This is a genomic window from Devosia naphthalenivorans (assembly GCF_003056355.1).
Classification (GTDB): Bacteria; Pseudomonadota; Alphaproteobacteria; order Rhizobiales; family Devosiaceae; genus Devosia; species Devosia naphthalenivorans.
The window spans coordinates 1-24,039 of sequence record NZ_PYVW01000010.1 but is presented as its reverse complement, the minus strand read 5'-3'; the positions used below and the strand labels follow the sequence as shown (position 1 = coordinate 24,039).

Sequence of the window (24,039 nt, the reverse complement as noted above, 5' to 3'; positions counted from 1 at the left end):
GCAAGTCAATCATATGAGCGCAAGTCCCTGATTTGACTCAAAGTTCGTTAGCGAAATTTTAACCAATGAATAAGCGGGGAAAGTCGAGACCGACTCTTGATCCCGATTCCTTGGCTGTCGTAAACTGCTGGTCATTGGGAACACGATATCTCGTGTGGCGGACCCACCTGACATACGACGCCTAGCGTTATGGCTGCCATGGCCATTTGGCAGCACAATAAAGGATTCTGTTTTGACGATGGATTCAGGAGCACAATCGACGGGCTGGACTGACGAGCGCGTCGAGACCTTGAAGAAGCTCTGGATGGAGGGCCTCAGCGCCAGCCAGATTGCGGGCGAACTGGGACAGGGCGTAACGCGCAATGCGGTGATCGGCAAGGTTCACCGGCTCAAGCTTTCGGCTCGTGCCAAGCCAACCAACACAGCACCACGTGCTCGTCCGGCAGCGCCTCGGCCTGCACCGCGCCGTCCAGCAGGTCCCTCGGCCGGCATTTCCAACATGGGTGGCGGCAGCGCCTCCGCTGCTGCAGCCAAGATGCGTCCCGCAATGGCGCGACCGCAATCGGTGGGTGCGACCGCGCTGGCGCACAACCCGGAAATGGAATCGGAACTCTACGTCGCCCCGATGGCGGCCGAGATCTTCATCCCCGAGGACAAGCGCCTTAGCCTGTTGCAGTTGAGCGAAAGCACCTGCAAATGGCCGATCGGCGATCCGCTGTCGAAGGATTTTTACTTCTGCGGCCAGCATAGCCTCGAGACCGGCCCCTATTGCGATTTCCACTCGCGTCGCGCCTACCATCAGGTGGACAAAAAGCGCCGCTGAGTGTGGTTGCGTAGAGCAAAATCAAGGGCGCCAGTGGCGCCCTTTTTATTTTTGCCTGGGTCATTTCATCCGTGCTGTCATCCCGGCCCTCGGGTCGCGTTGCGCGCAAGGGCAGGCTCTTGAGCCGAGATCATCCTGAAGAGGCAGTACTACCGCTAGAGCGGTGTCAGGTGAAAGTGCCAGCCAGACCTCATGGCGAGCTCGTCGAACCACGAGAGCCTGCCCCGGGCTTGACCCGGGGTCGAGCGAGTGGAGGCTTGGGTGCCAAGACCTCGTCCTTCGACAGGCTCAGGATGAGGTCTACTGGATGAATCCTATCCTCTGCGACATGCTTTAGCTGCCTCAGCTTCTGAGCGAACTGCATGTGCAGAATGCCTACGGCAAAAACACGTCGACCCGCATGCCTTCGCCGGGGCTGCTCTTGATACTCATCTGGCCACGGTGGCGGTTGACGATGTGCTTGACGATGGCGAGCCCTAGCCCCGTCCCCTTCTTCTTGCGGCTGGTGTCCGCATCGATGCGATAAAAGCGTTCCGTCAAACGCGGCACATGTTCGGGTTCAACGCCGTGGCCGTGGTCGATTACGGTGATCTGGTGGACAAAACCCGGACGGCTTGATGGCGCCAGGCTCAGTTCCACGAACTTGCCGTCCGCACCGTATTTGATAGCATTTTCCAGCAGGTTCTCGAAGACTTCATAGAGCTGCCCGCGATCACCGGTCGTGGTGGTCGGTCCTTCAAACAGCGACAGCCGAATTTCGATCTCTGCCGCGCGAGCCTGCATCATTAGTCCCTCGCGCACTTCGCGCAGCAGGCCGGCGAGGTCGATGGAACCGGTGGGGCGAACATGCTGGTGCATTTCGATGCGCGAGAGGCTGAGCATATCATCGATCAGCTTGCTCATGCGTTCGGCCTGCCCGCGCATGATGCCGAGAAATTTTTCGCGCGCCGCGGTGTCCTTGGCAGCGGGGCCAAGCAGCGTATCGATGAAGCCGAGGAGCGAGGCGAGCGGCGTGCGCAGTTCGTGACTAGCATTAGCGATAAAGTCGCTGCGCAAGGCATCGGCCCGCTTGAGCTCGGTCAGGCTCTGGAAGGTGACGATCAACTGGCGCCCCTCGTCTTCGAACCAGTCGACGCCGGGACAGCGCAGCGGCGAGACCACCACCTTTTCCCAGGTTTCGGAGGGCACCGTCTCGTGCAGTTCCACGCTACGGCTGGTTCCGGTGCGATTGGCACCCTCGATCGCCTGGACCAGTTCCGGGTTGCGCATGGAAAACGTCAGCGGATTGCCATTGCCGATGGCGGGAAACTGGCGTCGTGCAGCCTCGTTGGCATGCAATACAACGCTGCGCCGATCCAGCACCAGACATGGATCAGTCAACGCGTCGATGAAAATGCCTACATTTGTTGTCGGAAGGGTGGGCGGCGGAGGCGGCATGTCGGCGGTGCGGGTTACAGTCACGACGCTCGTCGGCAGCACCGCGACCGCCGCAAATACAGCCAGGAAACCGACTATTCCGCCTACGGGGCTGAGCGCTCCGAACAGCACCAGCGTCACAAACACACCGAAGGTGCCGGCCAGAAGCGGCGCCTGCGTAACGATACGCGAGAACGCGACGTTCAACACGGACATTGGCTGCTGCGAAGTGGGCTGGTGGGAGTCGGGCTGGTCCATTGGGCTTTATATTTCAGGGCGTTCATTCGGCCCTTGCGCTCAAGTGACTGACTATAGCACGCTGGACATGACAATGGAGCGACACCAGTGACTGACCCGTTCGACAGCTTCGACATCGACAATCCCGAACTACCCAAATCGATCAAGAAACGCGCCATGCAGTCGGGCGGCTATCCTTATGAGGATAAGCTGGATAAGGCGATATATGAAGCGCAGATGTATGAGTTGCAAAAGCAGCTGGTACTGCTGCAGGCCCATCTGGCGGCCAGCGGCGAGCGGGTGATGATTGTCTTTGAAGGGCGCGACGCCGCCGGCAAGGGCGGCACCATCAAGACCTATTTGGAAAATCTCAACCCGCGCTACAACATCATAGCGGCCCTGCCCAAACCCAACAGCCGGGAATCCTCACAATGGTATTTCCAGCGCTATGTCGACTGGATGCCAGCCGCCGGCGAGACAGTTCTGTTTGATCGTTCCTGGTACAATCGGGCGGGCGTCGAGCGCGTGATGGACTTTGCCACTTCGGAACAGGTCGAGCATTTTCTGGAGGAAGCACCCGAGTTCGAGAAGCGGATCACGCGGGATGGCATCCACTTTTTCAAGTTTTGGCTCTCAATTGGGCGGGAAATGCAGCTGAAACGCTTCCATGACCGACGTCACGATCCGCTCAAGGTCTGGAAGCTGTCCCCGATCGACCTCGAGGCACTGAGCAAGTGGAACGCCTATTCAACCGCGCGCGATGAAATGCTCCGCCGCACCGACAGCACGCATGCGCCCTGGACGGTGATCCGCGCCAACGACAAGCGGCGCGGCCGCATCAACGTTATCCAGCACGTGCTGCATCATCTGCCGTTCGCCGGGCAGGATAAAGCCGCCATTGGGGAGATCGATCCCAATATCACGCTCAAGGCCGAGGATTTCCTGCAGTTGCACAAGATGGACTGATCGGGCCGGCATGAGCTTTTGGCAAGCCATTGACAGTTTTGTCATTTTTCGACCTACTGAGGTTCATCAGCAATCGATCGATAAGCCGGGGCAAGTTGGATTCTAGCGGGCAGAAATCTGTGCTGGTTTCAAACGCGCGAGGATCGTCGCCGTTTGTGCTTGTCTGCGATCACGCGTCCAATCGCATCCCTTCAAAGTATGGCAGCCTGGGTCTCTCGCAAATCGAGCGAGTCAGCCATATCGCCTGGGACCCTGGCGCGCTTGCGGTCAGCCGCGCCCTGTCAGAAAAGCTCGATGCGCCCTTGGTGCAGTCAACCGTTTCCCGGCTCATCATCGATTGCAACCGTGACCTCGACGCGCCGGACTTGATCTGGACGATGTCGGAAGCGACCCGGATTGCCGCGAACGAGAACGTGCATCTGGACGAGCGCACGTTCCGCATCAATCACTATCACCGCCCCTATCATGCCTCCATCGAGACCCTGCTGGAGGCGCGGCGCCATGCAGGCATGGAAACTATTCTGGTCTGCATGCACTCGTTCACGCCGGTTTATCATGGTGTGCCGCGGCCTTGGCCGATCGGGCTGATCCATGGCCTCGACCAGCGCTACACCAGGGCCCTCTACGACGCGCTCAAGACCGATGATCCCGATCTCAATGTCGGTTGGAACGAGCCCTATGCCGCGCTCAATGGCGTGACGCTGACGCTGGAAAAGCACGGCGATGGACGGGGCCTGGATGCAACGATGATCGAAATCCGTCACGACGAAATTCTCGAACCCGCCGGGGTGGCCATGTGGTCGAACCGGCTGGCCCATTGCCTGCAGACGGCGCGAGTAGCGCATAAAGGGGCATTGGCAGTCTAAGGCATTCCGCCATTCTCCGAATGATGGAGTGTTTAGTGTCTTTGTCTGGTCGCGCTTCCGAACCGGGAAAGTGAAGGCACTTTTCCCCGGAAGCCCTCTGGACTTCACTTGGGCATCATCAGGGGGACGTGACTATGGCTGAGACGAGACAGGTCGGCAGTGTCGCCTACGCGACGCGCGAAAAGGACTATTTCGCAAAACGTGGGCTGGAGCGCTACGCGGGTATCTGGTCGCTCTGGGCGCTGGGCGTGGGCGCGGTGATTTCCGGCCATTTCTCCGGCTGGAACTTCGGGTTCATGACCGGTGGCTGGGGCGGCATGGTTGTTGCGGCCGGTATTATTGCCATCATGTATCTGGGGCTTGTTTCTTCCATCGCCGAGATGAGCCCGGCCCTGCCCCATACCGGCGCCGCCTATAGCTTTGCCCGTACCTCCATGGGTCCATGGGGCGGCTTCATCACCGGGCTGTTCGAAAACGTCGAATATGTGCTGACCCCGGCGGTTATCTGTACGTTCATCTCCGGGTATTTCGGCTCGATCACGGGGCTCGATACCGCCTGGTACCCGGCGCTGTGGGTGGTGTTCTTTGCGATTTTCCTGTCTCTCAACATCTTCGGCGTGGCGCTGAGCTACAAGGTGACGCTGGTCGTTACCCTGATCTCGCTGGCAGGGCTGGCGTTCTTCTGGTTCAGTGCCTTCCCCAATATCGATTTTGGGCGCTGGGCGCTGAACATCGGGGTCGGGCCGGACGGGGCGGCGGTGGAACTGCCGGAGGGCAATGGCTCCTGGTTCCCCTTTGGCTGGCAAGGCGTGCTTGCTACCCTGCCCTTTGCGGTGTGGCTGTTCCTCGCCATCGAACAGGTGCCGCTGGCGGCCGAGGAATCCGTCGATCCGCGCCGTGACCTGCCGCGCGGTATCCTGCTCGGGTTCTGCACACTGCTGCTTTCGGCGTTCATGATCGTGCTGCTCAACCCGTCCATTCCCGGCGTTGGCAGCTTCTCGCTCGGCTCATCACTGGAGCCGGCGCTTGATGGCATTCGCGCCATCTATGGCGATGCGGCGGCGCCAATCTTTGGCGTGGTGGCGTTGATCGGGTTGGTCGCCTCGTTCCACACCATCCTTTATGCGCAGGGCCGGCAGGTCTACTCGCTAAGCCGGGCGGGTTATTTTCCCTCGGCACTGTCGATCACGCATGAAAAGTACAAGACCCCGCATATCGCCATGTTTGCGGGTGCGACGCTGGGCCTCGTGGTGATGCTCACCATCTGGTTCGTCAATGGTGGCGGGGGTCCCGGCGAAACCCAGTTGGGTGATGACATTATCGGTTCGGTGCTGCTCAACATGGCCGTGTTTGGCGCCATGCTGAGCTATATCATGCAGGCGCTGAGCTTCATCATCCTGCGCCGCAACCAGCCCAATATCGAGCGGCCGTTCCGCTCGCCGGTGGGTATTCCGGGTGCGGTGCTGACTATCAGCATCGCGGCGATTACGCTGTTCTACCAGCTGCAGGACCCGAACTTCTTCAAGGGCGTGATCTGGGTCGTGCTCTGGTGCGCGGTGGGGATTGTTTATTTTGGGCTGATCGGGCGCCACAAACTCATTCTGTCGCCGGAAGAAGAGTTTGCGCTGGAGCATAGCGGGGAAGCCGCAGTAGCCGCTGCGGTGGCACCCAAGGCCTAATCCACTCACAGTGTCATCCCGGCTCAAGGGTCGGGATGACATCGCGGCTGCTGCCAATAACAATGAGGAGGAAACCCATGGCTTACAGCCTTGCCGAGTTGAAAGACGATGTGGCGGCCGGGACGATCGACACGGTGCTCGTTGCCTTTCCCGACATGCAGGGACGCATGATCGGCAAGCGCTTCCAGGCCGAATATTTCCTCGAGGTGGCCAACGACGAAACCCACGGCTGCGATTATCTGCTGGCCGACGACATCGACATGGAGCCCGTGCCCGGCTACGAGGCCGCCAATTGGGGCAAGGGCTATGGCGATTTTGTCATGAAGCCGGATCTGGCGACGCTGATGAAAGCCAGCTGGCTCGATGGCACCGCAATCGTGCTGTGCGACCTCTCCGACCACCACCATCACAAGCCGATCCCGCACAGCCCGCGCGCCATTCTCAAGCGGCAGATCGAGCGGCTTTCGGCGCTCGGCTACACCTGCAATGCCGCGACGGAACTGGAATTCTACCTGTTCGACGAGGATTACCGCACCATCAGCCAGAAGGGGCACGCCAAGGCGCTGACTGCCGGCGACTACATCCAGGACTACAACATCTTCCAGACCACCAAGGAAGAAGGCGTGATGCGCGCCCTGCGCAAGCATCTGCAGGCCTCGGGAATTCCCGTGGAATCCTCCAAGGGCGAATGGGGCCCGGGCCAGGAAGAAATCAACGTCAAATATGCCGACGCGCTCACCATGGCGGACCGCCACCTGGTGCTGAAGAACGCCACCAAGGAAATAGCCTATGGGCAGGGCAAGGCCGTCACCTTCATGGCCAAATGGGCCTACGGTCTGGCCGGATCATCCAGCCACATCCACATGTCGCTGGCCGACAAAAGCGGCAAGCCGCTGTTTGTGGACGAAAACGACGAGCGCGGCATGAGCGACCTGATGAAGCATTTCATGGCCGGGCAGCTGACCTATGCCCGCGACATCACCTATTTCCTTGCGCCTTACATCAACTCCTACAAGCGCTTCCAGGCCGGCACTTTTGCACCGACCAAGATGATCTGGTCGCCGGACAACCGCACCGCCGGCTTCCGCCTCTGTGGGGAAAGAGCCAAGTCCATCCGCGTCGAATGTCGCATCGGGGGCGCCGACCTCAACCCCTATCTGGCCATTGCGGCGCTGATCGCTGCCGGCATCAGGGGCATCGAAGAAAAGCTCGTTCTGGAACCAGCCTTTGTCGGGGACGCTTATGTCACCGAGCTATTGCGGGAGATCCCCAAGACCTTGCGCGAGGCCACAGAGCACCTCCGGCGCTCGCAAATGCTGGAACAGGCCTTTGGCCCCGAAGTCGTCGCCCACTATGTGCACACCGCCGAGTGGGAGCAGTTCGAATACGATCGCCGCGTGACCGATTGGGAACTCATGCGCGGGTTCGAGCGGAGCTAGTTCCCTCTGGGCCACCAAGGGCACCGGGAAGACATCGCAGAAAATAGAGAGAGAGCGGCCCTCATGACCGACACCGTCAAGATCATCTCCCCCATCGACGGCAGCGTTTACGCCGAGCGCTCGCTCGCGACCGCGGTCGAGATCGAAGCGTCCGTCATCCGCGCCAGGGCGGCTCGGCAGGCATGGGCAGAGACGACGGTCATCGAGCGGCAGAAGATCCTGACGCATTTCATCGACTACCTCCTGCTGATGAACGATGAAATCGTGCCGGAGCTTGCCTGGCAGATGGGCCGGCCGATCCGCTTCGGCGGCGAGAAGCGGGGCGTTGAAGAGCGCGCCCGCTACATGATCGAACTGGCTACAGAAGCACTCGCCCCTTCGGTTAAACCCGACAAGGAGGGTTTCACCCGCTTCATCACGCGCGAGGCGCTTGGGACGGTGATGGTCATCGCGCCGTGGAACTATCCGTTCCTCACGGCCGTGAATTCCATCGTTCCCGGCCTGATGGCCGGCAATGCCATCATCCTCAAACACGCCTCGCAGACGCTGCTTGCCGGTGAGCGCTTTGCCGCCGCAGCCGAACATGCAGGCCTGCCGCTTGGGCTGTTCCAGAACCTGGTGATGGGCCACGAAGACACCGAAAAGCTGATCGGCTCGGGCCAGATCGACCACATCAATTTCACCGGTTCGGTCGAAGGCGGCCGTCGCATCGAGAAGGCTGCTGCGGGCACATTTGCCACGCTAGGCCTGGAACTGGGAGGCAAGGACCCTGCCTATGTGCGGGCCGACGCCAATCTCGATTATGCTGCGGAAAACCTCGTCGATGGCTCGTTCTTCAATTCGGGCCAATCGTGTTGCGGCGTCGAACGCATCTATGTGCATGAGGCGGTCTATGATGGCTTCGTCGAGCGCTTCATCGAGAACGCCAGGGGATGGACGCTGGGCAACCCGCTTGATCCGGACACCATAGTGGGACCAATGGCGCGGGCGAGCTTTGCCGACCATGTGCGTGGCCAGACGGAGCAAGCATTGCGCTCCGGTGCCCAGCGCCACCTCAATGGCAAGCATGAGCTGGATCGAACGGGCTCGCCCTATCTGACGCCGGAAGTACTGACCGGAGTGAACCACCAGATGTCCGTGATGCGCGAAGAAAGTTTTGGCCCCGTCGTCGGCATCATGAAAGTGGCCGATGACGGCGACGCCATCACGCTGATGAACGACAGCCCCTATGGCTTGACCGCTTCATTGTGGACCGAAGATCTTGATGCTGCCGCTTCGCTTGGCGCTAAAATCGAAACCGGCACCGTTTTTGCCAATCGCTGCGACTATCTCGATCCGGCGCTGGTCTGGACCGGGGTGAAGGACACCGGCAAGGGCGGTGCGCTGAGCGAGATCGGGTATGCGAATTTAACCCAGCCGAAGAGCTATCATTTGAAGCGGGTGTAACCATATGGCGCCCCATGCCCACGATGTCACCCCGGCCTTGAGTCGGGGGCCATCTCGAGATTTCGCCACGGCCGCAAGGTGGCTCGGACAGGGCACATGGTGGCGAAACCACCTATCTCGGGCTGGATCCCGGCTCAAGGCCGGAATGACTCCGTGAATGGGAAGAGCATAGAGACAAAACGAGGGCCGACATGACCAAAGCCAACTGGAACTATCCTACCGCGATCAAGTTCGGCCCGGGGCGCATCAGCGAATTGCCCGAGGCACTAAAGACGACGGGGATCAGCAAACCTCTTTTTGTAACCGACGCTGGGCTGGTCAACCTGCCAGTCACGCAGAGTACGCTTCAGACCCTCAAAAACGCCGGCATTCCCGTGGGCGTCTTTGCCGAGGTCAAACCCAATCCGGTTTCGGCCAATGTGGAAGCGGGGATCAAGGTCTTGCGCGAGGGTGGCCATGATGGGGTGATCGCCTTTGGCGGCGGGTCCGGGCTCGATGTGGGCAAGGTGATCGCCTTCATGGCCGGACAGACAAGGCCAATGTGGGATTTCGAAGACGTTGGCGACTGGTGGACGCGCGCCGATCCGGCGGGAATTTTCCCCATAGTCGCAGTACCCACCACTGCCGGCACCGGCTCAGAGGTTGGACGCGCCGGGGTGATTACCGATGAAACGACACATACCAAAAAGGTCATCTTCCACCCCCTGATGATGCCCAAGATAGTGATCGCCGATCCCGAACTCACCATCGGCATGCCCCGCTTTATTACCGTTGGCACCGGCATGGACGCGCTGGCCCATTGTCTCGAAGCCTATTGCGCGCCGGGCTATCACCCGATGGCGGACGGGATCGCCGCCGAAGGCGTTCGCCTGGTGTTCGAGAACCTGCCCAAGGTGGTCGCCGATCCGGGCAATGTGGAAGCGCGCGGGCATATGATGAGCGCGGCCGCCATGGGTGCCACGGCGTTCCAGAAGGGTCTGGGTGCCATTCATGCGCTGAGCCACCCTGTCGGCGCGCTCTACGACACTCACCACGGCATGACTAATGCGGTGTTCATGCCTTATGTGCTGGCGGTCAATCGGCCAGCTGTCGAAGCAAAGCTTGCCCGGCTGGCGGCCTATATCGGGCTGGCACCAAGCTTTGAGGCGTTCCAACACGCCGTTATCGGGCTGCGCCTGAGGCTGGAAGTGCCGCATACGCTGGCCGAGTTCAAGGTGGATGGCGCGCAACGCGAACTGATCGGTGACATGGCCATTGTGGACCCCACCGCAGGCGGCAACCCGGTGGAACTGACGCGGGAGCGGGCACTGGAGATTTTCGACCGGGCGATGGAGGGGCGGATCTAAGGCGCAGGGGAGCCTGCAATCGACCCCCTCCCCCCTCGGCGGGCATTGTTTACTTTTGTGACACGGCGTCGTTCCCGCGAACGCGGGAATCTCCCTTGATTGCCACTCAAAGGTGGGATTCCCGCTTTCGCGGGAATGACGTTGTGTATCAATTGGCTACGGTGCCTCTAGCTCCTCACCAGCTCCGCTACTGTCTCCTTCACTCCGATGTCCAGCAGGCTATCGAGGTGGGTTGCCACGGTTTCTCCGAACGCCTGGTTGTCGCCCAAATCGGTGCCGAACACTTCGCTCAGAGCAACGAGACCGATGTAAAGGTCCTCCGCATCATCGATGGCATCGGCAGCGATGGCCATCATGCGCATGGCCAGTGGGTCCCGCACATCGATGACCTCGCCTTTTTCGTCGATGCCGACGACGTAGCGCATCCATGCTGCGACGCCCAAGCCCAGCCGCTCGAACGGCTGGCCTGCCGCGAGGCGGTCGCGGATGGTGCCGAGCAGGCGCTGCGGCAGCTTTTGTGAGCCGTCCATGGCGATCTGCCAGGTGCGGTGCTTCAGCGCTGGATTGCGGAACCGCTCGAGCAGCTGGTCGCGATAGGCGCCAAGGTCAACGCCCGGCATGTCGAGCGTGGGCATGACCTCGTCCGTCATCAGGCCGTGGATCAGGGCGACGAAATCCTCGTCGCCCATGACGTCGGAGATGTATTCGTAGCCCGCGAGATAGCCGAGATAGGCCATGGTCGAATGGCTGCCATTGAGCATGCGCAGCTTCATGCGCTCGAACGGTTCGACATCTTCCACCAGTTGCGCGCCGGCGTTTTCGAAGGGCGGACGGCCCTGGGGGAAGTTGTCTTCAATCACCCATTGGGTGAAAGGTTCGGTCATGATCGGCCAGGCATCTTCCGCCCCGATCAGGTCGGCGATCATGGCGCGGTCGTCATCGGTGGTCGATGGCACGATGCGGTCGACCATGGTGCCGGGGAAGGCGACAGCGTTTACCCACTCGCCAAGTTCGGCATCTCGTAGGGCGGCGAACTTGGTGACGATGCGTTTTACCGTCTCGCCGTTGGATGGCAAATTATCGCAACTCGCGACGGCAAAGGGCGCGATCCCTGCCGCTTTGCGACGTGCGAGGGCTTCGACCAGCATGCCCGGCGCCGAGCGGGGTGCCTCTGGGTTGGCGAGATCATGGACGATGTCGGGATGGCGCTGGTCCAGTTCGCCATTGGCGGGATCGTGGCAATAGCCCTTCTCCGTCACCGTCAGCGAAACGATACGAATTTGCGGGCTCGCCATCAGCGCCAACAGTTCCTCACGCTCGGTATTGGCATCGAGTACCTTGAGGATCGAGCCGATCACGCGCGGATGAGTGCCAGAAGCGTCCCGCACGGCGACGGTGAACAGACCATCCTGTGGCTCAAGCGCTTCCTTGGTGTCGGGGCGGCGCAGGCTCGCGCCGACGATGGCCCAATCGGGATTGTCTTTCAGCAGATCGTCGACATAGACAGCCATATGCGCACGGTGAAACGCGCCGATGCCCAGATGCACGATGCCCGGCGTGATCTGGCTGCGATCATAGTCGGGCACGCGAACCCCGGCTGGAACAGAGCTCAGGGTATTGGCGCTTAGGCGCGTCATGGGCAGTCTCCGGCTGAAAATCGAGCGCCACCATAGTCGCTTCCGATCTTGTATGGAAGACACGTGACTTGCGGCCCGGAAGGCTTTACCGGCATAAGCTGTGGGCAAGCAAGGGAGGGCGTGATTTGGCACAGCAGCGCTTCGTCAGCATCGGTGAATGCATGATCGAAATGAGCGGCGGCGAGGACCGGCAATATCGGCTGGGCTACGCCGGCGATACGCTCAATACCGCCTGGTACATGCGCGCGCTGCTCGGTGCGGACTGGTCGGTGGATTACTTCACGGGCCTGGGCGAAGACCGCTACTCGGCTGATATCAAGGCGTTTCTTGAGGCCAACGATATCGGTACCGGTCACATCCGCACCGTTCCGGGCCGACGGCCGGGCCTCTACATGATCCACCAGGAAAAGGGCGATCGGCATTTCACCTATTGGCGCGATACGTCCGCTGCCAAATTGCTGGCCGACGACAAGGATGCGCTTGCCGCTGCCGTGAAGGACGCCAGCGTAGTTTATTTCTCGGGAATAACCTTGGCGATTCTGGCGCCGCGGGCGCGTGGCCGGCTGCTTGGGGCCATCGTCAAAGCCCGCGATGCAGGGGCCAGAATTGTATTCGACACCAATATTCGCCCTGCCCTTTGGACCAGCCCTCGCGTGATGATGGGGGTGCTGACCGCCGCTGCCATGCTCTGCGATATCGTGCTGCCCACCCATGGCGACGAAGCACCGCTGTTTGGCGACAAAAACGTCGATGATACCGCTGACCGCTATCTCGAGCTGGGTGTTGAGGAAGTGGTGGTCAAGGATGGGGCGGGGGAAGCGCTGATTGCTACGGCGAAAGAGCGGGTCAGGGTGGCGCCGCGGGCTGGGGCCAAGGTGGTGGATGCGACGGGGGCTGGGGACAGTTTCAATGGCGCTTACCTTTCAGCGCGGCTGGTGGGCAAGTCGCTCCAGGAGGCGGCGGAGGCGGGGCACCGGGTGGCTGGGATCGTGATTGGCGAGAAGGGTGCGCTGGTCGATCCCAAGCTGTTGGGCTAGAACTTGCGTTCGGCCTGCTCCTCCATATAGGCCAGTTCCTCCGGCGTGCTGTCGCGACTTAAGGGCTTGTTGCGGAAGGGAAATCTTCCGAAGCGGGCGATGGTGTCGCGGTGCTTTCGCATGTAATCGAGCTGTTCTTCGTCGCCCAGCGCCTCATAAAGCTTGATGCCTTCGTCCTGGATGACCAGCGATTCGGCGTGCATGAAGGGCAGGTAGAAGAAGGGACGGCGGGTGGGATCGACGGCCTGATCGGCGCCGTGGCTGATGGCTTCCTGGGCCAAAACCAACGCCATTTTGTCCTGCGCAAAGGCTTGCGGTGAGCCGCGGTGGAGCTGGCGGCTGAACTGATCAAGCACGATGATTTCTGCGAGCCTGCCCTCAAAAGTCTTGCGCCATGCCCACGCTTCGCCGCGAGAAACCTGCGGAAGTGCTTCGCCAATGCTTCGCTCAAGCTTCGCATCAAACTCGGGGCTGCCGGCAAACCAGTCTTCCGGACCGTGATCGACGAACCAGAAGCGGATGACGTCCTCGGGTGTGGTCATGTTTTATCCTTGGGTCAAACGGTGATGATGGCCTTGATCAGGCCGTTACGTTCATGGGCCCATCTGGGCAGGTTCATGGGTACCTCGTCGAGGCTTGTTGCGTGGGTCGCCAAGCGGTCCGTTGGAACGTCGCCGCTGCGAATGGAAGCCATCACATGGTCGAAATCTTCGCGCGTGGCATTGCGGGAGGCGCGGATGGTCAGTTCGCGCCGGTGGATCTCGGGATCTTCCCAGGCAAGCGTGCCTTTGACGACGCCGACCAGGGTCAGCGCGCCACCATTGCGGCAATAGCCGACCGCCTGGTTCATCGCGGCGATGGAGCCGGTGGCGTCGAATACGGCGTCGAAGCCGCTGCCCATCGTGGCCTTGAAGGCGGTGCCTTCCCGTTCGTCCAGCGCTGCGGCACCGAAACCGAAGCTGCGGGCAGCGTCAAGCTTGTCGGCGGCGGCATCGAGAATGGTCACGTCAGCGCCGGCGATGCGGGCGAAGAAGGCGGCGCCCAATCCGATGGGGCCGCCACCGACGACCAGTACGCGGGCGCCGGGCTTGAGCTCGGTGCGGCGCACGGCGTGGGCGCCGATGGCGAGGAATTCGACCATGGCCGCATCACGCAGGCTGAGGCCCTCCGCGCGGTAGAGATTGGCGGCTGGAAGGACGATCTGTTCGGCCATGCCGCCGTCGCCGTGCACGCCGATCACGGTCAGCGCCTCGCAGCAATTGGTCTTGCCTTCGCGGCAGGCGGGGCAGTGATAGCAGGGCAGATAGGGATTGATGACGACGGGATCGCCCTCGGCTAGCCCCTCGGCGCCATTGGCATCGAGGACCACGCCGCTGAGTTCATGGCCCATGATGCGGGGATATTGCAGGAAGGGGTGCTTGCCTTCGAAGATGTGGTAGTCGGTGCCGCAAATGCCGATGTGGCGAATGGCGACGCGCACCCAGCCGGGCTGAGGCTCTGGCGCTTCGATTTCGATCAGCGCCAGTTCTCCCGGTGCAGCGCAAGAAATGGCTCGCATGCAAAGTCCTCCCGATCCTTGTTCGGGAGGACTAACATGTCAGTCAGGACTTGACCATGATCCTGATCCGGTTGCCGAACGGGTCCTGCGTTTCGATGCCGCCCGCAATGGCTGCAATCGGAGCGTTTGCAGTGGCAAGGCGGGTCTTGAGGTTATCCAGCGTATCGGAATCGGGCAGCTCAATCGTGAACCAGCGCAGCCCGGCCGAGCCGGCAGGCGCAAGGGTCGCGTTGGGGCCGGACCAGATGTTGAACGCCAGCGTGTGGGGCATGTAGTCGAGGCCGACATCGCCCATGCCGAAGGAATGGATCAGCAGGAAGCCGGCAAAGCCCAGCACGTCGCGGTAAAAGTCCATGGCCTGATGGAGATCGTTGACGTGCACATGCACATGGCCGATCCGGGTGCCCACGGGCATGCGGGGCTCCTGCGCCGGCGAAGGGCCAAGTTCAACCAACAGGTCATTGAGATCGATGGGATCGCGGCCCGAGTGTGGCTTGCCTTCGGCAGTGACGGCATAGGTCTGGCCGAGATCGGGATCGCCCAGCGTGCCGCGCCACGGCGTTTCGAAAGTGATTTCGATGCCGTTGCCGTCGAGATCCCAGAGGTAGATGGCTTCGCTTACCAGATGGTCGGTGGGCGCGATGCGAACATTGCGCTGCAGCGCGCGGATGGCGAGCTGTGCGAGATCGGTCCGGCTCGGCACGTGGATCGCGACGTGATAAAGCCCGATGGTGCGCTGCACCACAGGACGGACCGCGCCGGTTTCAAGCACGATCAGCGGCTTGTCGCCTACGCCGAGAGTAAGCTCGTTGCCATTCTCGGCCAGTAGGTCCAGCCCCACCACGTCCTGCCAGATGGCAAGTGCCTTGGCGCGGTCGGTGACGGCGAGATGAACGGGGCCCAATATCGTTGTCAGCGGCAGGATGGGTTTGGATTTTACGTTGGTCTGAACCGATGCGTCGATCACGATGGCTCTCCTTGAATGTGTTGACCAAGATATAGGCTTGGCGCACCGTTCACGCTATCGGGCCTGTTGCGAAGGCATTGTTCGGTAAGTTGGGAGCAATGGGTATGAGGCCTCATGGTGAGCTTGTGGAGGCATTGTGGCACGACCTCGCGGTTCGACAAGCTCACCGTGAGGTCTACTGGGCTGGCAGGGAGTTGGCTGAGATGCCTGCCCTGCGAAAAGGCCGGGGCTTTCACCCGGGCCTTGCGTCATGCAACCATGCCTTTGGTCAGTTCCAGCGCCTGGCGCTCGAACAGGCGGCGGTAGATGCCGTTGGGCAGGCGGATCAGGGCGCTGTGATCGCCTTCTTCCACGATGCGGCCCTTGTCGAAGACCAACAAACGGTCCAGCGCCACGACGGTGGACAGCCGGTGGGCGATGACCAGCGTGGTGCGCCCGATCATCAGGCGTTCCATGGCCTGCTGGATCTGCATCTCGCTTTCGCTGTCGAGGCTTGATGTCGCTTCATCCAGGATCAGCACGCGTGCATCGGCGAGAAATGCGCGGGCAATAGCCACGCGCTGCCGCTCGCCGCCCGACAGCTTGACGCCCCGTTCGCCCACCATGGTTTCATAGCCCTTGGGCAAACCGACGATGAAGTCATGCGCATTGGCCTGCCGCGCCGCTTCCTCGATCTCGGCGCGGGAGGCTCCGGGACGGGCATAGGCGATGTTTTCCGCCAGCGTGCGGTGGAACAGGATCGGCTCCTGCTGAACGATGGCGATCTGGGCGCGCAGGCTCGATTGCTGCACATCGGCGATGTTCTGCCCGTCGATGGTGATCTCGCCGGCGTTGATGTCGTACAGGCGCTGGATCAGCTTGACGAAAGTGGTCTTGCCCGAGCCGGAATGGCCGACCAGCCCGACGCGTTCGCCCGGCGCAATGCGCACCGAGAAATCGCGATAAAGCGGTTCGGCATGCGAGCCGTACTGAAAAGTCACATCGTTGAAGGCGATCGCTCCGGCCCCGATCTCGATCCGTTTGGCGCCCGGCTTGTCGGCGATGCCATAGGCCTGGTGTTCCAGATCAACCAGTTCCTCCATGTCGTTGACCGAGCGCTGCAGATTGCGGATGTGCTGGCCCACGTCGCGCAGATGGCCCTGCAGTACGAAGAACATGGTCAGAACGAAGGTGATATCGCCCGGCGTCGCAGCGCCGCGCTGCCACAGCAGCAGGGCCGTGCCCAGGATTGCGGCCTGCATCAGGGCCATCATCAGGCCTTGTGCGCCGCCATTGAGCGTACCGCGAGTCCAGACGCGAGCGGTTCGCTTGCGCCACTTGCTGACGACGCGCTGGAGAATGCTCTCCTCCCGCGTTTCAGCGCCGAAGGCCTTGACCACCGAATTGCAGCTGACCGCGTCGGCCAGGGCTCCACCCATCTTGGTGTCCCAAGCGTTGGCCAGCGCGCCGGCCGGCGCGACGAAGGCGACCGACAACCAGACCGTGACGCCGACATAGATCAGCGACCCCAGCCCCACGACCAGCCCCATGACCGGCCAGGCCAGCCCCAGGATCACCGTTGCACCCAGGAGCATCACAATGGATGGCCATAGCGCGATCAACAGCGTGTCGTTGAGCAGGTCGAGCGCACTCGAGCCGCGTGTGATCTTGCGGACGGTCGAGCCGGCAAAGCTGTTGGCATGCCAATCGGTGGAGAAGCGCTGCACGCGCTCGAAGGCGCTGGCGATCACGTCATTCATAATCTTGAGCGTGAAGGTGATCAGGTTGAAGAACACGAACTGACGCAGCACGACGGCGCCCAGATAGAGCGCTGCCATGGTCCAGAACGCGGTAACCGCCGGAATCCAGAACGCGTCATCATGCCCGCTGCCGGATGCTACGGCATCCACCAGACGTCCCGCAAAGATCGGGCTCAGCGCTTCGGCCAATGTGGCAGCCAGCACCAGCAAGGCAATCAGGGATGCGCGCAGGGGCTGGCGCGCCCAATGGCGGAAGGTGAAGCCCAGCACATTACGGAAGGCATCGGCACGAAAGGGGAGTTTCTTGCGACTCATGATTGCAGCCTGGTCCCGTTATCCGGCAACCGGCCCTCGAAAAAGAAGAAAGAAGAAGGCACAGCCGGGAACGGGAATGGTGTGAAAAGCGATCCCGTCAGATCATGCAGGCTGTGGTGAAAAACCGCCGCGGCACCCTGGAAGGCGGGCCGCGAATGGCAGTGACCTAACGTCCGGTCATACCCTTGGTGGGAAGTTCGATGAATGCTGCCATACAACGCCTCCCATGTTCACATTTTTGGAGCGGTGGACGTTTTGTAGCCAAACAGTTCGCACTTGCCAACAGTGTTTTCACGGAAGGGTGAGATTTGTTGGAGACGAGGGTGGGTGGTGCTTCGCCGCTGGGGGCGGAGATTGAGGTGGTGAACAGAGGTCGGATAACCTCGATTCACCCTCGCCTTGCGGGACGTGTTTACCTCGGGCTGCTTGTTTTGATGATGTAACAACTACGGCGTCATTCCCGCGAAAGCGGGAACCTCTGTTTTCCTTGCAACCATCGCCAACGGAGGTTCCCGCTTTCGCGGGAATGACCCGGTGGGAAATGCGCCGCAAGGAGGACTGTTTGCTATAGGCACATGACCAATGGTGAAGATGCGATGCATCCTATCCCATCGGGCGGCACCTCCCCCTTAACGGGGGAGGCTGGGAGGGGGTGGAGGTTGGCCCCAATATCGGGACTAAACGTCCCCCACCCTTGATCCCTCCCCGCAAGGGGGAGGGTGTCGACTGACACAGCGGCGCAAGACGCCCGATATGAACATCCTCCCTTGCCGGGAGGGCAGCGTTGGGTCTTTCGCCTCAAAGATAACGCCTACGGCGCGAAGACCGTCACTGCAGCCGGCCTGATCTTGAAGTGCGCGGGGGTCTGAGTGACGATGTCGCCGTCGGTGTTGATGGACTTGGGCTCGCGGGTGCGGATGTCGAATTCGGTGCTCTTGGAGGTCCGCACCTCGTCCCAGGCGCCGTGTTGGCCGCGGCGGAAGGCGCCCAGCATGAGGCCGAACTTCCAGACGTTCTTGAGCTCGAGGCTGTAGAGATCGAGATGTTCGTCATCGATGCTGGCGTGTTCGTGGATCACCGTCCCGCCGCCATAGTGGACGCCATTACCCACGGCGATCTGCAGCGTCTTGACCGTCACCGAGCCGGCATCGCTGATGATCTCGGCGCGGAACGGGCGGGAAGCAGCGAGGACGCGCATCGCGCCCAAGGCGTAGCCGAGCTTGCCCCAGCGCTTCTTGGCTTCTGGCGTCAGGCCGCGCGCCAGATCGGCGCTCAAGCCCAGGCTTGCGACGTTGAAGAAGGGGTGGCCGTTGACCTCGCCGAGGTCGATCTTGCGCTGCTTGCCGGCAACGATGACTTCGGCCGCCATGATGAGGTCATCGGGGACGCCGAGCGTGCGGGCCAAGTCGTTGGCGGTGCCCATCGGCAGGATGCCCATGGGCAGGCCGGTATCGAGAACGCCGCGGGCGGCTGAATTGATGGTGCCATCGCCACCGCAGACGATCACCAGATCGGCCTCGTGCCGGCGGCGAGCAATGTCCGCGGAGACTTCCTCGGGCGTCTCGAAGCGCTCCACGACCACGTCGATGCCGCCCTGTTCGAGGCGCGCGATCACCGGCTCCAGCGCCGCGGTGCCGCGTCGGGCCTTGGGATTGACCAGCATCAGGCCACGTCGTCGGGAGGGCATGGCCGCTGTCATGGCTTGATCCGGTGCTTGTTCATCGTGTCCGTAGATGGCGCATGCATGGGAGCGGAGCAAGGCCGACGCACATTACCATTTGGAAGGCAGCCGAGTTGCAGAGAATTTTTGCGTTGTGGCTGACATTGGGCACAAAGCGGGGATAGGCTCGCGCACAAAGCGATTCAGAACGAGAGTTTTCAAACCCATGGCCACCTCCCCCATCGATCCCGTCAAACTGGACAAGCTCGCCCAGGTCGCCATCAAGGTGGGACTGCAGCTGGCGGAAGGACAGGATCTGGTGATGACCGCGCCGATGAGCGCGGCGCCACTGGTGCGTCGCATCACCGAGCATGCCTACAAGGCCGGCGCGGGCCTCGTCACCACCATCTATTCGGATGAGGAAAGCACCCTCGCCCGCTACAAATATGCCAATGACAAGAGCTTCGACAAAGCCGCCGGCTGGCTTTATTCGGGCATGGCGGAAGCGTTCAGGAACAATGCGGCGCGCCTGGCCATTTCGGGCGACAACCCCATGATGCTGGCGGGGCAGGACCCCGACAAGACCTCGCGCGCCATGCGGGCCAATTCGGCGGCTTACAAGCCGGCGCTGCAGCTGATCACGGGGTTCGACATCAACTGGAACATCGTGTCCTACCCCACTCCCGCCTGGGCCAGACTGGTGTTTCCCGACGACAGCGAGGAAGTGGCGGTTGGCAAGCTGGCCGACGCGATCTTCAAGGCATCGCGCGTCGATGTGGAAGACCCGATTGCCGCCTGGAAGGAGCACAATGCCAACCTCAAGGCACGCTGGACCTGGCTCAATGGCAAGTCATTCTCGGCGCTGAAATACACCGGACCGGGCACCGACCTGACGGTCGGCCTTGCCGATGGGCATCGCTGGAAGGGCGGCGCGTCGGAAGCCAAGAACGGCATCACCTGCAATCCCAACATCCCCACCGAAGAGGTGTTCACCACGCCGCACCGGATGCGGGTGGATGGGTACGTGGCAGCGACCAAGCCGCTATCGCATAATGGCGCGCTGATCGAGGATATGCAGGCGCGCTTCGAGGGCGGTCGGCTGGTGGAGCTCAAGGCCTCCAAGGGGCAGGATATCTTCAACAAGGTACTCGATACCGATGAAGGCGCGCGGCGGCTGGGCGAGGTGGCGCTGGTGCCTCATTCGTCGCCGATCTCGGCCTCGGGCGTGCTGTTTTTCAACACGCTCTATGACGAAAACGCGTCCTGCCATATCGCGCAGGGCCAGTGTTATTCGGATTGCTTCGTGGGCGGCAAGGACCTTTCCCAGGAGCAGATCAATGCCCAGGGTGGCAACACCTCCAACATCCATGTGGACTGGATGATCGGTTCGGACCAGATCGACATCGATGGCGTCCATGCCGATGGCACGACCGAGCCCGTCATGCGCAAGGGCGAATGGGCCTAGCCCACCGCAGCTATCGCTTCATAACCGTGCTGCTTGCCGTGGGCCTTCTGGTCTGCGGCGGGCTGGCGTGGGACATCTGGCGCTTTGCCGGGTATAGCGCGCCGGGGCCGGCAGGCGCGGCTTTGGTGCTGGGTGCAGCCGTGCTGGGGGATGTGCCCAGCCCGGTGCTGATCGAGCGGTTGCGGCATGCGCAGCAGCTTTATGAGGCGGGAGTGGTCAGCAGAATTGTCGTCACCGGGGGGCGCAGTCCGGAGGATGAGTTGAGCGAAGCCGTGGCCAGCCGGAACTGGCTGGTGGAGCAAGGAGTGCCCGCTGGTGATATCGTGCTGGAGGATCAGTCTCGCACGACGCTGGAGAATTTGCAGTTTGCGCGGATCGTTCTTGAACAGGCCGGCATCAGGGACGTGCTGATCGTGTCGGACCCGCTGCATATGCGCCGCGCGATGCTGATTGCCGGCCGCATGGGGGTGGCGGCGGGCTCATCGCCCACGCGCACCAGTCGCTACCAGACATGGGACACCACCCTGCCCTTCCTGGCGCGGGAAGTGTGGTTCATGGGGCAGTATCTGCTGGTCGGGCTCTAGGCCGTCCAGCCGCCATCGATGATGTGCACCTGGCCTGTCGTATAGGTTGCGCCGGCGAGGTAGACGGCGAGATCGGCGACTTCCTCGGGCTTTGCGATGCGGCCAATAGGCTGGCGGGCGATGAAGGCTTTCTTGGCGGCTTCGAAATCGCCCGTCGCGTGCCAGCGCTCGTGCAGCGATGGGGAATCCACAGTGCCGGGGCAGATGGCGTTGACGCGGATGCCCTGGGTAGTGAAATCGGCGGCGATGGATTTGGTGAGGCCGACAACGGCCGCCTTGCTGATGGAATAAGCGGCGCGATTGGGGACGCCTTTTATCGAACTTGCAACGGTTGCCATGTTGATGATGGCGCCATCCCTGCGCTCGAGCATTTGCGGCAGCACGGCCTTGATGGTTCGGATCTGTGCCTTGACGTTGAGGTTGAGGGCAAAGTCGAGGTCGTCTTCGCTCATCTCCAGCACCGAGCCGGAGTGAACGACACCGGCGCAGTTGAACAGCACATCGATACGGCCGATCTCGGCCACGGCGGATTGCACCGCGTCGGTGGAGAGCACGTCGAGCACGCGCGTGGTGACGCCGGCAAGGCCCTCAAGCTCCACAAGCTTTTGCGCATTGATGTCCGTCGCGACAACCTTGGCGCCGGCGGCGGCGAAAGCCTCGACCGAGGCGCGGCCGATGCCTTGCGCTGCGGCGGTGACCAGAACGATTTTGCCGTTGAGATCGGCCATGGCGTGTTCTCCCAAAGTCTTTATGCTGCCCTTGTGACCATTGCTTATAGCGCTTCGCGGGCAAGTGTCACTGTTGGGGGGACAATCAAATTGCGCATTCTCGATACGCATCTGCACCTGATCTATCCCGATCGCTTCAGCTACCCATGGCTGGCGGGTGAGCCGACGATCAACAAGGGCTGGAGTGTCGAGGATTATTTCGCCGAAGCTGTTCCGCTGGGCATTGAATCGGCGCTGCACATGGAGGTCGACGTTGCCGAGGCCGACATGACCGCGGAGACCGATTTCGTGCTGACCCTGCCGCGTGTGATCGGCGCGGTCGCGGCCTGCCGGCCCGAGCACACCAATTTCGTCGACCAGATCGAGCAGCTTAGTGAGCATGCCCACGTCAAGGGCGTGCGGCGCATCCTGCATCAGGCGCCTGACGATCTCAGCCAGTCAGACCTGTTTATCGAGAACATCCGGCATCTGCCGGATTATGACCTGAGCTTTGATCTTTGCGTGCGCGACGATCAACTCCCGATCGGACAAATGCTGGCCGAGCGGGCACCGGACGTCACCTTTATCCTCGATCACTGCGGCGTTCCGGATGTGACCGGACGCGGGCTCGATCCCTGGCGCGAGCGCATCGCCAGCATTGCCCGGCTGCCCAATGTCTATGCAAAGATCTCCGGCATCGTTGCTTATTCCGGCCCCGATTGGACAGTGGAAACCATCCGCCCATACGTGGAACATGTCATCGAGAGTTTCGGCTGGGATCGGGTGGTCTGGGGCTCCGATCATCCGGTCGTGACACTAACCGGCTCGCTCACGCGTTGGGTGGAGGCCACCCGCGAGATAATCAAGGGGTCGAGCCCAGAGGAACAAGCCAAGCTGCTGCACGGCAATGCCGAGCGGATCTACAAGGTCTGAAGTGGCCGCGACACTTGTTCAAACAACAATAAAAGGACCAATCCATGAGCATCAGCGCCGACCGAATTGCCGTCTCCACCTGGTCGTTGCACCGGCTATTGGGCATGACCTTTCCGCATGACCTGACCACCACCGAGGTCGGGCCGATGCAGGAGAGCTATGGCGAGGGCGAGGAATCCCTGCTCGGCCTGCCTTCGGTTCTGGCCAATCATGGCTATCACCGGCTGGAGATCGTGTCGTTCCACCTGCGCAGCCGCGATCCGATCTATCTCGGGGAACTGCGCGATCAGTTGCGCATCGCCGAGGTCCGGCTGCAAACCCTGCTGATCGACGCCGGCGATATCAGCCACCCCGAATATGGAGCACGCGACCAGGCCTGGATCGCCAGCTGGATCGAGGTGGCAAACGAGCTTGGCGCAGAGAACGCGCGCATCATCGCGGGCAAGCAGAAGCCGACGCGGGACGCGCTGGACCGTTCTGTCAAGGCACTGGCGGCGCTGGCGGATGGGAATTCCGGTTCAAGCGTTCGCCTCGTGACGGAGAACTGGTTCGACCTGTTGGCGGAGCCGGCCCATGTGCATTACCTGCTCGACAAGCTCGATGGCCGTATTGGCTTGCTGGGCGATTTCGGCAATTGGGGCGGGCCCAACAAATATTCCGATCTGCGCTCCATCTTCGGGCGGGCCGAGTTGTGCCACGCCAAGGCGCAATTCATCGATGGCGATCTCGATGAGGCAGATTTTGGGGAATGCGTGAGGCTAGCGGAAGAGGCGGGCTATAAAGGACCGTACACGCTGATTTTTGACAGCGATACGCCAGGTGAATGGCATGGGCTATCGACCGAGCGAGATTTCATTCTGTCGCGCTGAGGGGAGGCGCTGCCAACAGGATTAACCCAGTAGACCTCATGGTGAACCCGTCGAACCGCGAGGTCGTGGCACCGACCCTCCACTCGCTCGTCCCAGCCCAGGCGGTAGTGTTTGCTTTATGTGCTTTTCCACCGGGTCATTCCCGCGAAAGCGGGAACCTCCGTTGGCGATGATTGCAAGGAAAACAGAGGTTCCCGCTTTCGCGGGAATGACCCGGTGGTATTGCATCCACATTGGTTGTTTGCGTCCATCAACCCAGTAGACCTCGCGGTGAGTTCGTCGAACCGTGAGGGCGTGGCACCAGAGCCTCCACTCGCTCGACCTCGTCCAGCGGTAGTGTTTGCTTTGTG

General features: G+C 61.5%; 20 protein-coding genes. 12 read left to right on the top strand and 8 right to left on the bottom strand.

The features are described 5' to 3' along the window. Window positions 1-238: 238 nt before the first annotated feature. Window positions 239-823, top strand: coding sequence for a GcrA family cell cycle regulator (locus tag C8264_RS13140; RefSeq protein ID WP_108461445.1), 585 nt, complete (start codon window positions 239-241; stop codon window positions 821-823). A 375-nt stretch (window positions 824-1,198) separates the two neighbouring features. Here C8264_RS13140 and C8264_RS13135 read toward each other — a convergent pair whose 3' ends face one another. After that, entirely contained in the window at window positions 1,199-2,455 is a 1,257-nt protein-coding gene (locus C8264_RS13135; protein WP_162783629.1) for a sensor histidine kinase, read from the bottom strand. Window positions 2,456-2,584: 129 nt separating this feature from the next. Here C8264_RS13135 and ppk2 point away from each other — a divergent pair, with 129 nt between their 5' ends. From ppk2 to C8264_RS13105, 6 genes are all read left to right on the top strand, one after another. After that, window positions 2,585-3,442 carry a polyphosphate kinase 2 gene (ppk2, locus tag C8264_RS13130; protein ID WP_245893166.1) on the top strand — a complete coding sequence of 286 codons (858 nt, stop codon included), beginning with the start codon at window positions 2,585-2,587 and terminating at the stop codon, window positions 3,440-3,442. A gap of 119 nt (window positions 3,443-3,561) precedes the next feature. Further along, complete coding sequence (locus C8264_RS13125) at window positions 3,562-4,308, top strand: N-formylglutamate amidohydrolase (protein ID WP_162783628.1); 747 nt, start codon at window positions 3,562-3,564, stop codon at window positions 4,306-4,308. Window positions 4,309-4,442: 134 nt separating this feature from the next. After that, window positions 4,443-5,987, top strand: a complete 1,545-nt coding sequence (locus C8264_RS13120; protein ID WP_108461442.1) for an amino acid permease — start codon at window positions 4,443-4,445, stop codon at window positions 5,985-5,987. A gap of 77 nt (window positions 5,988-6,064) precedes the next feature. Continuing rightward, a complete protein-coding gene (locus C8264_RS13115; RefSeq protein WP_108461441.1) occupies window positions 6,065-7,426 on the top strand; it encodes a glutamine synthetase family protein in 1,362 nt (453 codons plus the stop codon). A gap of 63 nt (window positions 7,427-7,489) precedes the next feature. After that, window positions 7,490-8,872, top strand: a complete 1,383-nt coding sequence (locus C8264_RS13110) for an aldehyde dehydrogenase family protein (RefSeq protein ID WP_108461440.1) — start codon at window positions 7,490-7,492, stop codon at window positions 8,870-8,872. Window positions 8,873-9,063: 191 nt separating this feature from the next. Further along, entirely contained in the window at window positions 9,064-10,218 is a 1,155-nt protein-coding gene (locus C8264_RS13105; protein WP_108461439.1) for an iron-containing alcohol dehydrogenase, read from the top strand. A gap of 167 nt (window positions 10,219-10,385) precedes the next feature. On the opposite strand, the gene C8264_RS13100 is transcribed toward C8264_RS13105, so the two are convergent. Continuing rightward, the gene (locus C8264_RS13100) at window positions 10,386-11,855 is read right to left on the bottom strand and encodes a mannitol dehydrogenase family protein (protein ID WP_108461438.1); all 1,470 of its coding nucleotides are present in this window, start codon (window positions 11,853-11,855) and stop codon (window positions 10,386-10,388) included. A gap of 125 nt (window positions 11,856-11,980) precedes the next feature. Here C8264_RS13100 and C8264_RS13095 point away from each other — a divergent pair, with 125 nt between their 5' ends. Continuing rightward, the gene (locus C8264_RS13095; RefSeq protein WP_281261448.1) at window positions 11,981-12,892 is read left to right on the top strand and encodes a sugar kinase; all 912 of its coding nucleotides are present in this window, start codon (window positions 11,981-11,983) and stop codon (window positions 12,890-12,892) included. On the opposite strand, the gene C8264_RS13090 is transcribed toward C8264_RS13095, so the two are convergent. The 5 genes from C8264_RS13090 to C8264_RS13070 all read right to left on the bottom strand — a co-directional run bounded on the left by C8264_RS13090 (window position 12,889) and on the right by C8264_RS13070 (window position 19,170). Next, window positions 12,889-13,434 carry a DUF924 family protein gene (locus C8264_RS13090; protein WP_108461437.1) on the bottom strand — a complete coding sequence of 182 codons (546 nt, stop codon included), beginning with the start codon at window positions 13,432-13,434 and terminating at the stop codon, window positions 12,889-12,891. The genes C8264_RS13095 and C8264_RS13090 overlap by 4 nt on opposite strands. A 14-nt stretch (window positions 13,435-13,448) precedes the next feature. Then, window positions 13,449-14,450 (bottom strand): zinc-binding alcohol dehydrogenase family protein, encoded by a 1,002-nt coding sequence (locus C8264_RS13085; protein WP_108461436.1) that lies wholly within the window; start codon window positions 14,448-14,450, stop codon window positions 13,449-13,451. Between the two features lie 43 nt (window positions 14,451-14,493). After that, complete coding sequence (locus C8264_RS13080; protein WP_108461435.1) at window positions 14,494-15,417, bottom strand: VOC family protein; 924 nt, start codon at window positions 15,415-15,417, stop codon at window positions 14,494-14,496. Window positions 15,418-15,665: 248 nt separating this feature from the next. Continuing rightward, window positions 15,666-17,471, bottom strand: a complete 1,806-nt coding sequence (locus tag C8264_RS13075; RefSeq protein ID WP_108461434.1) for an ABC transporter ATP-binding protein — start codon at window positions 17,469-17,471, stop codon at window positions 15,666-15,668. A gap of 811 nt (window positions 17,472-18,282) precedes the next feature. After that, entirely contained in the window at window positions 18,283-19,170 is an 888-nt protein-coding gene (locus C8264_RS13070) for a lipid kinase (RefSeq protein WP_108461433.1), read from the bottom strand. A 187-nt stretch (window positions 19,171-19,357) separates the two neighbouring features. Here C8264_RS13070 and C8264_RS13065 point away from each other — a divergent pair, with 187 nt between their 5' ends. Together C8264_RS13065 and C8264_RS13060 are read left to right on the top strand one after the other, a co-directional pair. Beyond that, entirely contained in the window at window positions 19,358-20,596 is a 1,239-nt protein-coding gene (locus C8264_RS13065; RefSeq protein WP_108461432.1) for an aminopeptidase, read from the top strand. Continuing rightward, window positions 20,587-21,180 (top strand): YdcF family protein, encoded by a 594-nt coding sequence (locus tag C8264_RS13060; protein WP_108461431.1) that lies wholly within the window; start codon window positions 20,587-20,589, stop codon window positions 21,178-21,180. The genes C8264_RS13065 and C8264_RS13060 overlap by 10 nt, the downstream gene beginning before the upstream one ends. Here the strand turns inward: C8264_RS13060 and C8264_RS13055 are convergent. Beyond that, a complete protein-coding gene (locus C8264_RS13055; RefSeq protein WP_108461430.1) occupies window positions 21,177-21,908 on the bottom strand; it encodes an SDR family oxidoreductase in 732 nt (243 codons plus the stop codon). The two genes, C8264_RS13060 and C8264_RS13055, sit on opposite strands and share 4 nt — an antisense overlap. A gap of 90 nt (window positions 21,909-21,998) precedes the next feature. Between C8264_RS13055 and C8264_RS13050 the strand changes: the two genes are divergently transcribed. Both C8264_RS13050 and C8264_RS13045 read left to right on the top strand, forming a co-directional pair. Further along, on the top strand, window positions 21,999-22,820 hold the full coding sequence (locus C8264_RS13050; protein ID WP_108461429.1) for an amidohydrolase family protein: 822 nt from the start codon (window positions 21,999-22,001) through the stop codon (window positions 22,818-22,820). 44 nt (window positions 22,821-22,864) lie between these two features. Next, window positions 22,865-23,689 carry a sugar phosphate isomerase/epimerase family protein gene (locus C8264_RS13045; RefSeq protein WP_108461428.1) on the top strand — a complete coding sequence of 275 codons (825 nt, stop codon included), beginning with the start codon at window positions 22,865-22,867 and terminating at the stop codon, window positions 23,687-23,689. Window positions 23,690-24,039: the final 350 nt, after the last annotated feature.

Excerpts from the sequence above, each read along its gene's own strand:
- C8264_RS13135 (WP_162783629.1), bottom strand. The coding sequence starts at position 2,455 with ATGTCCGTGTTGAACGTCGCGTTCTCGCGTATCGTTACGCAGGCGCCG.
- C8264_RS13120 (WP_108461442.1), top strand. The coding sequence starts at position 4,443 with ATGGCTGAGACGAGACAGGTCGGCAGTGTCGCCTACGCGACGCGCGAA.
- C8264_RS13100 (WP_108461438.1), bottom strand. The coding sequence starts at position 11,855 with ATGACGCGCCTAAGCGCCAATACCCTGAGCTCTGTTCCAGCCGGGGTT.
- C8264_RS13075 (WP_108461434.1), bottom strand. The coding sequence starts at position 17,471 with ATGAGTCGCAAGAAACTCCCCTTTCGTGCCGATGCCTTCCGTAATGTG.
- C8264_RS13110 (WP_108461440.1), top strand. The coding sequence starts at position 7,490 with ATGACCGACACCGTCAAGATCATCTCCCCCATCGACGGCAGCGTTTAC.
- C8264_RS13090 (WP_108461437.1), bottom strand. The coding sequence starts at position 13,434 with ATGACCACACCCGAGGACGTCATCCGCTTCTGGTTCGTCGATCACGGT.
- C8264_RS13045 (WP_108461428.1), top strand. The coding sequence starts at position 22,865 with ATGAGCATCAGCGCCGACCGAATTGCCGTCTCCACCTGGTCGTTGCAC.
- C8264_RS13060 (WP_108461431.1), top strand. The coding sequence starts at position 20,587 with ATGGGCCTAGCCCACCGCAGCTATCGCTTCATAACCGTGCTGCTTGCC.
- C8264_RS13070 (WP_108461433.1), bottom strand. The coding sequence starts at position 19,170 with ATGACAGCGGCCATGCCCTCCCGACGACGTGGCCTGATGCTGGTCAAT.
- C8264_RS13140 (WP_108461445.1), top strand. The coding sequence starts at position 239 with ATGGATTCAGGAGCACAATCGACGGGCTGGACTGACGAGCGCGTCGAG.
- C8264_RS13065 (WP_108461432.1), top strand. The coding sequence starts at position 19,358 with ATGGCCACCTCCCCCATCGATCCCGTCAAACTGGACAAGCTCGCCCAG.
- C8264_RS13085 (WP_108461436.1), bottom strand. The coding sequence starts at position 14,450 with ATGCGAGCCATTTCTTGCGCTGCACCGGGAGAACTGGCGCTGATCGAA.
- C8264_RS13115 (WP_108461441.1), top strand. The coding sequence starts at position 6,065 with ATGGCTTACAGCCTTGCCGAGTTGAAAGACGATGTGGCGGCCGGGACG.
- C8264_RS13055 (WP_108461430.1), bottom strand. The coding sequence starts at position 21,908 with ATGGCCGATCTCAACGGCAAAATCGTTCTGGTCACCGCCGCAGCGCAA.
- C8264_RS13105 (WP_108461439.1), top strand. The coding sequence starts at position 9,064 with ATGACCAAAGCCAACTGGAACTATCCTACCGCGATCAAGTTCGGCCCG.